Genomic DNA, 12219 nt, shown 5'->3' with positions numbered 1-12219 from the left:
ATGTTGACGATTCATGCCGCGCCCCTGGTCCTTCCGGTGGGCGCGGCGGCCGTCGCGGACGGTGCGGTCGCGGTGGACGGCGACCGGATCGCCGCTCTCGGCCCGTACGAGGAGGTCGCCGCCGCGCACCCGGCCGCCCGGGTCCGCCGCTGGCCCGGCCTCCTCACGCCCGGACTCCGCCAGGACCGGGCCCGGGAGCTGCTCACCCGCTGCTACCACCCGGACCCGCGCGAGGCCGACGAGCTGGGCGAACTCCCGCTCTGGGGCGAGGAATTCGAGCGGCTGGCGATGACGATGGACGCGACCCGGCGGGCCGGCAGCGTACGGCGCGGGCTCCAGCGGATGCTGCGCCACGGCACCACGCAGGTGGCGGGCCCGTTCGGCGCGGACGACCCGGCGCTGCGCACGGCCGTCGCCCGGTCGGGGCTGGTCGTCCAGGCCGCGCCGGCGCCCGTGCCCGTACGGGAGGAGCCCGGGGAGCTTTTGCCCGTACGGGAAGGGGTGCCGGACCTGGATCCCTTCGCGGCGGGCGGCGATCTGGCGCGTACGGCGCACGGACCGCTGACCGTGGGCGGCCGGGCCGACCTCGCGGTCTTCGATGTGCCCGACGAGGCGGCGCTGTACGGGGGCGGGCCCTGGCCCTGCGTGGCGACCGTGCTCGCGGGGCGGCTCGTGCACCGCGCCCGCTGAGACCGGAGCCCCCGTGGTCGTCAGGGCACCTTCGGGCCGCCCAGGTAGCGTCCCTTCGCGTCGTACGGCCAGGCGTTGGCGACGCAGCCCTTCAGCCCGTTGATCTGCTGCATCATCGCGGGCGCGGGACGCCCCTTCCCCGGGCAGGTCTCATGGCCGCGCCCCAGCCAGTGGCCGACCTCGTGGTTCACGATCAGCGCCCGGTACTCGGAGACGGGCCCGTCGAACTGCGGTGAACCCAGCTGCCAGCGCTTCAGGTTGACCATCACCTTCTCGCCGCCCCGGCAGTTGACCTCGCCGCGCGTGTTCAGGCCGTACGCGCCGCACATCCGGTCCGTGGTCGCCGGGGTGGCGATGCGGATCACCAGCCCGGCCGAGCCGTCGGCGACCTGGCGGAACGAGCGCTCGCCGCCGTGGCTCCAGCCGCGCGGGTCGGCCAGGATCGCGGCGATGTCCTCGGCGGCCCGGTCGGGGTCGACGCCGATGCCGTTCTCCACCTCGACCCGGTAGGCGCTGCCCCTGCCCTTCGACGTGACGCCCGCGCGGGCCACGGTGAAGGTGCCGGGACCCGAGGCGGGGATGTCCTCGGGGCCGAGGGCGTCGTCTTCCCGTTCCCGGGACGCGTCCCCATCGGCCGAGGCGGACGGCGTCGGGGTCGGCGGGGATGTGGGCGCGGGGGCGTCCTCCAGCGGCTCGGACGCGTTGTCCGGTCCGCCCGCCTGGGCGGGGGCCGCATCGGCCGGGCCGCCCTCGTCCAGCCAGGGGCGGCCGACGAGGAGCGCCGCGCCCGCCACCGCAGCGAGCACCAGCACGGTCAGCGAGAGAACCCGCCGCCGGTTCCGCTGCCGCCGTCGCACCCGCGACCGTGCCGCCGATCGGGACCGGGACCTGGGCTCGGAAGCGGACCTGGACCCGGACCCGGGCCGGGATCCGGACCGGGAGCCCGAAAGGGGCCTGGACCCAGACCCGGACCCGGCGCGGGAGCCCGAACGGGGCGCGGGCGGCGAGCCGTTGCCCATGTCCCCCGCGGCCCGGGGCGGCGGCAACCGCAGCCGGAACGTGTCCTCGTCGCGCACCGGCTCCCCGTACGCGGGCGGCAGCGTGCCGGTCGTGCGGCGGCGCGTCACGAGGCGGCCCCGCCCCACGCCAGCGGGTTCTCGTCGGCGTACGTCATCAGCTCCCGGAACCGCGGGCTCTCGGCGACCCGGACGAGGTCCCCGGCGGTGACAGGTGTGCCGCCCGCCCCGGACCGCGCGGGCGACACCGACAGCACCACCGTGCTGCGGCCGGACCGGTAGTGGAGGGAGACCTCCGTGACCGCCCGGTCCGCGAGGGTCCGCCGGTGGGCCCGGGCGGGGGTGCCGTCGTCCAGGGTGACCGCCTCGCAGGTCAGCCCCTTCTCCGGGATGTCCCGGCAGGCGGGCTCGGGGCTCCCCGGATCCGGGCGCACCGACAGGCGCACCGCGTGCACGACGTCGCCGCGCCGCCCCGCGTAGCTCCCCGGATCGTCGCCGGCCGGTCGTACGGCCCCGACCGACGCGGGCAGCAGGGCGTCCAGGGCCCGGGCCGCCCGCTGCCGGAACTCCTCCAGGCGCTGCGCCTCCTCGGGGCCGAGCCCGGGCGGGACGGAGAGGGAGGGCGCGGGCGGCCCGGGGGGTGCGGACTCCGTCGGCACGGGGGTGGCGGTGGTGCTCGGCATGTCGGGGGACTGCTCCGTACGTCGGGGGGACGAGGTGGGCGGGGTGGCGGACAGGGAGAGGGACGGTCCGGCGGGCGGTACGGGCTCCGGGTCCGGGCCCGACAGCAGCAAGGGGCCGAGCACGGAGAGGCCCAGGGTCAGCGCCGTCACCGCGACGAACGCGCCCGCGACCGCGTACCCCCGGCTCCTGGCCCGCCGCCGGTGGCCCTCCCGGACGGCGTCCGACACCAGATCGGGCTGGAGGGACAGGGCGCCGACGGTCCGGTGCAGGGCATCGCGGAACAACTCCTCGTCCCGGGACCGTTCTTCGTCACGCGTCCGGGGCGGCGGCAGGTGCTTGCGCGGTTCAGGGGTCATGGCCGGCCCTCAGCTTCCGGTGGAGTAGAGCTGGACGTCGCCCATCCGGGCGCGCAGGCGGACGAGCGAACGCGAGCACTGGCTCTTCACCGTGGACTCGCTGCACCGCAGCAGTGACGCCACGGTCTCCACGCTCAGGTCGTCCCAGTAGCGCAGGACGACCATCGCCCGTGCCCGGGGCGGGAGTTCGGCGAGGAGGCCGAGCAGGGTGACCCGGAGGTCGGCGCCCGGCGCGGGATTGGGGTGCGGGCGGGGCGCGTTGCGGTTGTGGGCGAGCAGATCCCGTACGGAGCGGCGGCGTTCGGCCACGAAGGTGCGCACCAGGACGGTCTTGGCGTAGGCGTCGAGGTTGTCCGCCCGGCTCGCCCTGCGCCAGTGCTGGAACAGCTTGGCGAGCGTCGTCTGCGTCAGGTCCTGCGCACCCTCGGTGTCTCCGCACAGCAGGTAGGCCGTCCGGTACAGCCGGCGCTGCCCGGTCCTGGCGTACGCCTCGAACGCGGCGCGCTCGCCGTCCGCCATGGCGGGCTGAGCCCCTGCCGGCATCCGCCCTCCCCTCTCTCCTCGACCCCCACCCGTTACAGAGCACCCGTGTGCCGAAAAGGTTGAAGAGGAGTGAAGAAAGGTTCGAGACGGTGTGTGCGCCGTCCGCCCACGGGGCTGTCGCCCCGTCCACGTATCGGTCCGGGGGCGTCTCACTCCCTGGTGAGGCCTGGTGTCCGCTCGAAGCGCTGTGCTAGAACAGCGCCCGTGACAGTCGATCGTTTTCTGGTGGAGTGCCTCCACATCGATCTCTGCCGCGTCTCCAGCGCATCCTGTTGATGCCGGCCGCGGCATCCTCCGCGATGCCCACGTGATGCCTGCGCGCGTCCCCGGTATCCGCGTCCTTCGCGCCTGATCCCTCTCCGGGTCCCGTCGTCCCTCGCGTCCCGCGTCCCCGCGTGCTCCGTGCCGCCCCCTCGTGTGTCCTCCCGTCCTCCCGGCCTGCCTCCTGCCGCCTCCCGCTTCCCGTCAGGTCGGCGAGGCTCCATGACCCCGGAGACCCCTCCATGCCGACCTCCCCGTCCCTGCGGGAACGGACCGCCGAAGCCGCCGCTCCCGTACCCCCGGGCCCGCCGAACGCGGGCGACGGCCGCCGCCGGCGCCGTCCCGAACGCGCCGCCCTGCTGCGCCGCATCGGACTGCGCGTCCTCGCGCTCGCCGTCCTGCTCGGCGGCTGGCAGCTGGTGACCGCGCTCCAGCTGTGGTCACCGGTGCTGGTGCCCTCGCCCGCCGCCGTGTGGCGGGCGCTGCTGGAGACCTCCGGCACGCACGACGGCGTCCGGGGCTACCAGGGGCACACCCTGATCGAACACCTCGGGATCAGCCTGCGCCGGATCCTCGTCGGGGCCGGTGCGGGCGTGGCCGCGGGGCTCGTGCTCGGCGTCCTCATGGGGACGCTGCCGTGGGTACGGGTGGTGCTGGAGCCCGCGGTGGCGTTCCTGCGCACCCTGCCCCCGCTCGCCTACTTCAGCCTGCTGATCATCTGGTTCGGCATCGACGAGGCCCCCAAGCTGTGGCTGCTCGCCATCGCCGCCATGCCGCCGGTCGCCGTCGCCACCGCGTCCGCCGTGGCCTCCGCGCCGACGGCCCTGGTCGAGGCGGCCCGGGCGATCGGGGCCCGGCGCGGACAGGTCGTCACCTCCGTCGTCCTGCCCTCCGCGCTCCCCGAGATCCTGGTCGGCGTCCGGCTCGCCTTCGGCATCGCGTACTCCTCCGTCGTCGCCGCCGAGACCGTCAACGGGCTGCCCGGCATCGGCGGCCTGATCCGGGACGCCCAGCGCTACAACCAGTCCGACACCGTCGTGCTCGGCCTCTTCGCCATCGGCGTCTCCGGCCTGCTCATCGACGCGGCCCTGCGCCTGCTGGCCGACCGCCTCGCCCCGTGGCGCAGCCACGCGTAACCCGACCACTCCTCGTTCCGCCCGCCCACTCCACTTCCGTACGAAGGACACGCACATGCCCCGAACACGCGGCCCGCTCCGCCTCACCTTCCTCGCCGTCACCCTCGGCGCCCTGCTGGCGGTGACGGCGTGCGGCAAGGGCGGCGGCTCCGGCGACGGGGGCGACGGCGGCAAGACGATACGCATCGCCTACCAGGCGTTCCCCAGCGGCGACCTGATCGTCAAGGAGAAGGGCTGGCTGGAGAAGGCGCTGCCCGGTTACGACATCAAGTGGACCAAGTTCGACTCGGGTGCCAGCATCAACACCGCGTTCGTCGCCGGGTCCGTGGATCTCGCGGCCATCGGCTCCAGCCCGGTGGCCCGGGGGCTCTCCGCGCCGCTGAACATCCCGTACGAGGTCACGTGGGTGCTCGACGTCGCCGGGGACAACGAGGCGCTCGTCGCCCGTAACGGTTCCAAGGTCTCCTCGGTGAAGGACCTGGAGGGCAAGAAGGTCGCCACCCCGTTCAGCTCCACCTCCCACTACAGCCTGCTCGCCGCGCTCGACCAGGCCGGGGTGGACGCCTCGAAGGTCCAGCTCCTCGACCTGGAGCCGCAGGACATCCTGGCCGCCTGGACGCGCGGCGACATCGACGCCACGTACGTCTGGCTGCCGACGCTGGAGGAGCTGAAGAAGACCGGCAAGGTCATCGTCTCCAGCCGCGAACTCGCCGCCGGCGGCAAGCCGACCCTGGACCTCGGGGTCGCCGCCACCCGCTTCCTCAAGGCCCACCCCGACGTGCTGCCCGCCTGGCGCAAGGCCCAGGCGCGGGCGCTCGACCTGATCCACGACGACCCCGACGCCGCGTCGGCCGCGGTCGGCAAGCAGCTCGGCATCAGCCCGGCCGAGGCAGGCTCCCAGCTGAAGCAGGGCATCTTCCTCAAGCCCGCCGAACAGGCGGATGCCAAGTGGCTCGGCACCCCCGGCAAGGTGGGCGGCCTGGCGGACAACCTGCACAGCGCCGCGCAGTTCCTCGTCGACCAGAAGCAGATCGACGCGGCGCCGGACATCGAGGCCCTGCGCAAGGCCGTCCACGCGGAAGGGCTCAGCGATGCCGTCAGCCCCTGACACGGAGAAGGCACCGGCCCCGGCGGCACACGAAGCCGCCCCCGTCGTCTCCGTGACCGGTGTCCGGCACTCCTACGGCCGGGGCGCGGACGCGGTCACCGCCCTCGGCCCGCTCTCCCTGGACATCCCGGCCGGTGAGTTCCTGGTCCTCGTCGGCCCCTCCGGCTGCGGCAAGAGCACCCTGCTGCGGCTGATCGCGGGCTTCGAGCAGGCCACCGAAGGCGCGGTCGAGGTGTTCGGGGAGCGCCCCGAACCGGGCGACCAGGCGGGCATCGTGTTCCAGCAGCCGCGCCTCTTCCCCTGGCGGACGGTCGGCGACAACATCGGCCTCGCGCTGAAGTACGCGGGCGTGCCCCGGGCCGAACGGCCGGAGCGGATCGCGGGGTTGCTGGCGCGGGTCGGGCTCGCGGACACGGCGGGCCGCCGCGTCTGGCAGATCTCCGGCGGCCAGCAGCAGCGCGTCGCCATCGCCCGGGCCCTGGCGGGCGGCAAGCGGCTCCTGCTGCTCGACGAGCCGTTCGCCGCGCTGGACGCGCTGACCCGGGAGCGGCTCCAGGAGGACCTGCGCACGGTGAGCGCCGAGACCGGGACCACGTCGGTCTTCGTCACCCACAGCGTCGACGAGGCGGTCTTCCTCGGCACCCGCGCGATCGTCCTCACCAACCGTCCGGGGACCGTCGCCCTGGACGTACCCATCGACCTGCCGCGTACCGGCGCCGACCCCGACGAACTGCGCGGACTGCCCGCGTACGCCGCGCTGCGCGCCGAGATCGGCACAGCGGTACGCGAAGCGGCCAGCTGACACCCCCGTACAAGCCGACATTCCCGTACAACGAGAGGAGAAGGACTATGACCACCGCGACGACCCCCGTCCTGCGCGAGGCCCGCATCCCCGCCGACGGCCTCTACGAGGGCCCGCGCGAGCTGCGCCGCGTCCCGGAGGGCTGGGCCGACCGCCCGTACGAGCGCTTCCGGCTGGTCCCGCTCGGCCGGGTGATCGGCGCGGAGATCCACGGCGTCGACCTGTCCCGCCCGCTGGAGGCGGCCGTGCGCGCCGAGCTGGACCGGGCGCTGCTGGAGTGGAAGGTGCTGTTCTTCCGCGACCAGCACCTCACCTCGCAGCAGCAGCGCGCGTTCGCCGGGCTCTGGGGCGAGCTGGAGACCAACCCGCTGCTCGCCACCGGCGACGACCCGGAGGTGGCCCGGCTCGACCGCACCACCGTCCCCACCTTTGAGAACATCTGGCACACCGACGTCACCTTCCGCGAGCGCCCCGCCCTCGGCGCGGTCCTCCAGCTGCGCGAGGTGCCTCCGGTGGGCGGGGACACGCTGTGGGCGGACATGGCGGCGGCGTACGACAACCTGCCCGAGGAGGTGAAGGAGCGCATCGAGGGGGCGCGTGCGGTGCACGACTTCATCCCCGGGTTCGCCCGCTTCTATTCGCCGGAGCAGCTGGCGGCGCACCAGGAGGAGTTCCCGCCGGTCGAGCACCCCGTGGTGCGCCGGCATCCGGTCACCGGCCGCCGCACGATCTTCGTCAACGCCTCGTTCACCACGCGGATCGTCGGGTTCGCGCAGGAGGAGAGCGACCGGCTGCTGCGGCTGCTGTTCCAGCAGGCGCACGCCCCGGAGTTCCAGGTGCGGTTCTCCTGGCGGGCGGGCGATGTCGCGTTCTGGGACAACCGGGCCACCCAGCACTACGCGGTCAACGACTACGCCCCGCACCGCCGGGTCGCGGAGCGCGTGGCCATCGCGGGCGACCGCCCTCACTGATCGCGGTGGCGCGGCTGCTTGAATGGAAGGGTGACCCGAGCCTCCCTGGAAAAGCAGCCGCACGAAGTCGCCTCGATGTTCGACGGTGTGGCGGCCAACTACGACCTGACCAACGACGTGATCTCGCTCGGCCAGGCCCGGCTGTGGCGCAAGGCGGTCGCGGCGGCGGTCGACGCCCGCCCCGCGCAGAAGATCCTCGACCTGGCGGCCGGTACGGCGACCTCCTCGCAGCCCTTCGTGAAGGCGGGCGCCTACGTCGTACCGTGCGACTTCTCGCTCGGCATGCTCAAGGTCGGCAAGGAACGCCACCCGTGGATGCCGTTCACGGCGGGCGACGGTATGCGGCTGCCGTTCAAGGATGAGACGTTCGACACCGTCACGATCTCCTTCGGGCTGCGCAACATCCAGGACACCGAGGTCGCGCTGCGCGAGCTGTACCGGGTGACGAAGCCCGGCGGCCGGGTCGTGATCTGCGAGTTCTCCCAGCCGACCTGGACCCCGTTCCGCACGGTCTACACGGAGTACCTGATGCGGGCGATCCCGCCGGCCGCCCGCGCGGTCTCGTCCAACCCGGACGCGTACGTCTACCTCGCCGAGTCCATCCGCGACTGGCCCGACCAGCCCGCCCTCGCCGCACTGCTCCAGAAGGCGGGCTGGTCGAACGTCGCCTGGCGCAACCTGACCGGCGGCGTGGTGGCCCTGCACCGGGCCACCCGCGCCTGACGCGCGCTTCTGGAGCGAGGACGGCGGCTGTTACTTCACAGCTTCACGGCTTCACGGGAAAGATCCCGGTGGGTTCCGGCACGGGGTCCGGCTTCTCGTCGAGATGCAGGCACTTCCATGTGTTCGGACCGACGATGTAGTCGGTGTCGATCTTGCACGCGTACTGGATTCGCCAGATAGCCGATCGGGTGTTCCACCCGAAGTAGCCGTCCTCGACCAGCCACTTCTTTCCGCCGGCCTTGACATTGTTGACGTTGAACAGGCACTGGGCGTGCTTGACCGCGGCGGAGTACTTCCTCCCGTCGTCGTACTCCAGCTGCGGGTGGCTGCCGCTGTACGGGCACTGGCCGGCCGCGGCTACGGCTGTGCTTGTCGCCGCGTCGGCCTCCTGCGGCACGGCGTTGGAAGGAGCGGCGCCCGCGAAGGCGAAAAGTGCGCCCAACGCGGCAGCGGTCGCCCCTAATCTCATTCGAACGTTCATGTGGCTTCAGCTCCCGATTCTCTGTCCGACGCGTGGCGGAACGGCACGCACACCGATCTCATCGCGCGCCGACGCGTTCCGGAACCTATAAACTTCCAGGTCGGCTGGCGGCTGCCACCGGGAACCCGCCTCACAACTCCAGCCGGAAGCAGACGGCCTCCGCGCCGCGCGGGGTCTCGTACGACTCGGCCCGCCGCATCCCGAGCCGCTCGGCGACCGCCATCGACCGGGCGTTACGGGAGTGGATCATCGCGACCACCTCGTCCACCCCGGCCGCCCGCACCCGCTCCAGCGTGGCGCGGGCGGCGGCGGTGGCGTACCCGCGCCCCCAGGCCGTACGCCCCAGGCGCCAGCCGATCTCGATCGCGCCGACCGGCCCGTAATGCGTGTGCGGCCACGGCTGTGCCCCGGTGAAGCCGAGGACGGTGTCCGCTTCGTCGGTGAGCGTCCACAGGCAGTAGCCGAGCTCGGCGTCGTGGCGGCGCTGGCGGGCGGTGAGCTCCTCGTACACGGAGAAATCGGCCCTGCGACCCCCGAAGAACTCCATCACCTCGGGGTCGTCGAAGACCCGGTACCAGGTCAGGGCGTCTTCGTCGGTCGGAACACGGAGGCGTACGGCGGGGGCCGAAGCGTGGGGCGTGGCAGGCGCGATCGACATGAGGGAGCCCTTCGGAGGGTTGTTTCGCAGGCCCCCATAGACTGCACGGGACATGTGCCGCGCGGCACGCGAATTCGAGTCTTCGGGAGATCCGACCGTGACCGAGCCCCTCTCCGAGCACAGCGCGGATGTCATCGTCGTCGGAGCGGGCCCTGCCGGCTCCACGACCGCCTACTACCTCGCCAAGGCCGGACTCGACGTCCTCCTGCTGGAAAAGACTGCTTTTCCCCGGGAGAAGGTCTGCGGCGACGGGCTCACGCCCCGCGCCACGAAACAGCTCGTCGCCATGGGGATCGACATCTCCGAGGAGGCGGGCTGGCTGCGCAACAAGGGCCTCCGCATCATCGGCGGTGGCGTCCGGCTCCAGCTGGACTGGCCGGAACTCGCCTCCTACCCGGACTACGGACTGGTCCGTAAACGCGACGACTTCGACGAGCAGCTGGCCCGCCAGGCGCAGAAGGCGGGCGCCCGCCTCTACGAGCGCTGCAACGTGGGCGCGCCCATCCGCGACGAGCGCACGGGCCGGATCACCGGCGTCGAGGCGAAGATCGGCGAGGAGAAGACCCCGGTCACCTTCCACGCCCCGCTCGTCGTCGCCGCCGACGGCAACTCCACCCGGCTCTCCCTCGCGATGGGCCTGCACCGCCGCGACGACCGCCCGATGGGCGTCGCCGTCCGTACGTACTTCACCTCGCCCCGCCACGACGACGACTACCTGGAGTCCTGGCTGGAGCTGTGGGACCGGCGCGGCGCCGAGGACCGGCTGCTGCCCGGCTACGGCTGGATCTTCGGCATGGGCGACGGCACCTCCAACGTCGGCCTCGGCATCCTCAACTCCTCCTCCGCCTTCAAGGAGCTGGACTGGCGCGAGGTGCTGAAGGCCTGGTGCGCCTCGATGCCGGAGGACTGGGGCTACACCCCCGAGAACATGACGATGCCCATCCGTGGCGCCGCTCTCCCCATGGCCTTCAATCGCCAGCCGCACTACACCAAGGGCCTCCTCCTCGTCGGCGACGCGGGCGGCATGGTCAACCCGTTCAACGGCGAGGGCATCGCGTACGCCATGGAGTCCGGCCAGATCGCGGCCGACGTCATCGTCCAGGCACACGCCCGCGCCACCCCCGCCCAGCGCGAACTGGCCCTGAACAACTACCCGAAGGTGCTCAAGGAGACCTACGGCGGCTACTACACGATGGGCCGCGCCTTCGTGAAGCTGATCGGCAACCCGAAGGTCATGAAGGTCGCCACCCAGCGCGGCCTGACCCACCCGCTGCTGATGAAGTTCACGCTCAAGATGCTCGCCAATCTGACCGACCCGCAGGGCGGCGACGCGATGGACCGCATCATCAACGGGCTGTCGAAGGTGGCCCCGAAGGCCTGAAACGGTCTGTCGAAGGTGGCGTCGAAGGCCCGGTACGGTCTGTCGAAGGTGGCGTCGAAGGCCCGGCGGAAGCCATGACCGGTGCGGTCGGGCGGTCTCGTTCCGCCCGCCGCACCGCCGGACCCATGGCCGCCCCCGCGCCGAGGAACAGCGCCCCGAGCACCAGCCAACCCGGCGGCCCCCAGGTGACGATCAGCGTGGTCAGCAGCAGCGGCCCGAGCATTCTGGCCACCGGCACCCCCGCCCCGAAGAACCCCTGGTACTGGCCCTGCCTCCCGGCCGGGGCGAGGTCGAAGCTGATCTGCCACGCCCCCGCCGACTGCCGCATCTCGCCCCACACCTGAAGCCCGGCGGCGACCAGCAGCACCGCGAACAGCGCCCACAGGGGCGCGTCCAGCGCGGAGCCGGCGAAGACGGCGCACGAGACCAGCATCAGGACCCCGCCGCTGCGGACCGTACGCACGGCACTGGGCAGATCGCGTACGGCGGCGGCCGTACGGACCTGGAAGAGCATCACGGCCCCGGTGTTGAGCACCAGGAGCGCCGAGACGGTCCAGCCCGGCGCGGCGGTGTGCTCGGCGATCCAGAGCGGGACGGCCACGCTGATCAGCGGCATCCGGAGCAGCATGACCATGTTGAGCGCCGCGACGAGCGCGTACGGCCCGTCCCGCAGGACCGATGGGACCGGCGCCGGGTCCCCGTCCTCCGGTACCGAGTCCCCGTCCTTCCGTGCCGGGGCCGTCACGCGCCCCGGCTCCGGAAGCCGCGCGAGCAGCAGCGCGCACCCCGCGAACGCGGCGGCGTCCAGGGCCAGGACCGTGAGATAGGCACCGGCCGTACCGATGTGCAGGGCCAGCCCGCCGAGCGCCGCCCCCAGCGCCAGCCCGGCGTTGAGGGCCGACTGAAGATGCGCGAGTACGCCGGTCCGCTCGCCCCTGCCCACGAGCCCGGCCAGCAGCGACTGCCGGGCGGCGGCCAGCCCGCACTGCGCGGTCGCGTAGGCGCAGGCCGCGAGCACGAACGGGAGGAACGACCGCACCGTGAGGAAGGCCGCCACGCAGACCGCCGTGGCGACGGCCAGCGCGACGGCCGTCCCGCGCGGCCCTCGACGGTCGGCCAGGTTGCCGAGCGGCACCCCCGCGACCGCTCCCACCCCCCAGGCGACCGTCAGGCCGAGTCCGATCTGCGCCGCCGAGAGGCCGACGACCTGCGAGAAGTACAGCGCGGAACAGACGTAATAGGCGCCGTCCCCCAGCGAGTTGACCAGCTGGGCCACGGCGAGCCCACGCGCCGGTCCGGCGGCGGGAATCCAGCGCTCAGGCATGACCGTCCCGGACGCGTGGCATGGGCAGCCACCAGCGCCGGGTCCGAATCTAGGGGAGCGGTTGGCCCTGTCCGTGGGCCATTCG

Annotated in this window: 13 protein-coding genes; 7 read left to right on the top strand and 6 right to left on the bottom strand. The window is 73.0% G+C overall.

Annotated elements, in window-relative coordinates:
* Entirely contained in the window at positions 1-690 is a 690-nt protein-coding gene (locus tag A3Q37_RS16870; protein WP_065485199.1) for an imidazolonepropionase-like domain-containing protein, read from the top strand.
* Between the two features lie 20 nt (positions 691-710).
* Here A3Q37_RS16870 and A3Q37_RS16865 read toward each other — a convergent pair whose 3' ends face one another.
* The 3 genes from A3Q37_RS16865 to A3Q37_RS16855 are packed head-to-tail and all read right to left on the bottom strand — an operon-like array spanning position 711 to position 3265.
* Positions 711-1817, bottom strand: a complete 1107-nt coding sequence (locus A3Q37_RS16865) for a DUF3152 domain-containing protein (RefSeq protein ID WP_255311833.1) — start codon at positions 1815-1817, stop codon at positions 711-713.
* A complete protein-coding gene (locus tag A3Q37_RS16860) occupies positions 1814-2746 on the bottom strand; it encodes a hypothetical protein (RefSeq protein WP_065485195.1) in 933 nt (310 codons plus the stop codon). The genes A3Q37_RS16865 and A3Q37_RS16860 overlap by 4 nt, the downstream gene beginning before the upstream one ends.
* A 9-nt stretch (positions 2747-2755) precedes the next feature.
* Positions 2756-3265 (bottom strand): SigE family RNA polymerase sigma factor, encoded by a 510-nt coding sequence (locus A3Q37_RS16855; protein WP_079137825.1) that lies wholly within the window; start codon positions 3263-3265, stop codon positions 2756-2758.
* 527 nt (positions 3266-3792) lie between these two features.
* On the opposite strand from A3Q37_RS16855, the gene A3Q37_RS16850 reads away from it, so the two are divergent.
* From A3Q37_RS16850 to A3Q37_RS16830, 5 genes are read left to right on the top strand one after another with little or no spacing between them, the layout of a single operon-like run.
* On the top strand, positions 3793-4686 hold the full coding sequence (locus A3Q37_RS16850; RefSeq protein ID WP_065485190.1) for an ABC transporter permease: 894 nt from the start codon (positions 3793-3795) through the stop codon (positions 4684-4686).
* A gap of 55 nt (positions 4687-4741) precedes the next feature.
* A complete protein-coding gene (locus A3Q37_RS16845; RefSeq protein WP_065485188.1) occupies positions 4742-5794 on the top strand; it encodes an ABC transporter substrate-binding protein in 1053 nt (350 codons plus the stop codon).
* Positions 5778-6596: an ABC transporter ATP-binding protein gene (locus A3Q37_RS16840; RefSeq protein ID WP_065485185.1), complete on the top strand. Its 819-nt coding sequence runs from the start codon at positions 5778-5780 to the stop codon at positions 6594-6596. The genes A3Q37_RS16845 and A3Q37_RS16840 overlap by 17 nt, the downstream gene beginning before the upstream one ends.
* 47 nt (positions 6597-6643) lie before the next feature.
* Positions 6644-7567 carry a TauD/TfdA family dioxygenase gene (locus tag A3Q37_RS16835; RefSeq protein WP_065485183.1) on the top strand — a complete coding sequence of 308 codons (924 nt, stop codon included), beginning with the start codon at positions 6644-6646 and terminating at the stop codon, positions 7565-7567.
* A gap of 30 nt (positions 7568-7597) precedes the next feature.
* Complete coding sequence (locus A3Q37_RS16830) at positions 7598-8290, top strand: demethylmenaquinone methyltransferase (RefSeq protein ID WP_065485180.1); 693 nt, start codon at positions 7598-7600, stop codon at positions 8288-8290.
* Positions 8291-8333: 43 nt separating this feature from the next.
* On the opposite strand, the gene A3Q37_RS16825 is transcribed toward A3Q37_RS16830, so the two are convergent.
* The gene (locus A3Q37_RS16825) at positions 8334-8771 is read right to left on the bottom strand and encodes a peptidoglycan-binding protein (RefSeq protein WP_141693574.1); all 438 of its coding nucleotides are present in this window, start codon (positions 8769-8771) and stop codon (positions 8334-8336) included.
* 130 nt (positions 8772-8901) lie between these two features.
* Positions 8902-9429, bottom strand: a complete 528-nt coding sequence (locus A3Q37_RS16820; protein ID WP_065485175.1) for a GNAT family N-acetyltransferase — start codon at positions 9427-9429, stop codon at positions 8902-8904.
* A 97-nt stretch (positions 9430-9526) separates the two neighbouring features.
* Here A3Q37_RS16820 and A3Q37_RS16815 point away from each other — a divergent pair, with 97 nt between their 5' ends.
* On the top strand, positions 9527-10810 hold the full coding sequence (locus A3Q37_RS16815) for a geranylgeranyl reductase family protein (protein WP_065485169.1): 1284 nt from the start codon (positions 9527-9529) through the stop codon (positions 10808-10810).
* Here A3Q37_RS16815 and A3Q37_RS16810 read toward each other — a convergent pair.
* Complete coding sequence (locus A3Q37_RS16810; protein WP_079137824.1) at positions 10776-12134, bottom strand: MFS transporter; 1359 nt, start codon at positions 12132-12134, stop codon at positions 10776-10778. The two genes, A3Q37_RS16815 and A3Q37_RS16810, sit on opposite strands and share 35 nt — an antisense overlap.
* Between the last annotated feature and the right edge of the window lie 85 nt (positions 12135-12219).

Source organism: Streptomyces sp. PTY087I2 (assembly GCF_001687325.1).
Taxonomy (GTDB): domain Bacteria; phylum Actinomycetota; class Actinomycetes; order Streptomycetales; family Streptomycetaceae; genus Streptomyces.
This window is presented reverse-complemented; position numbering and strand designations above follow the sequence as displayed.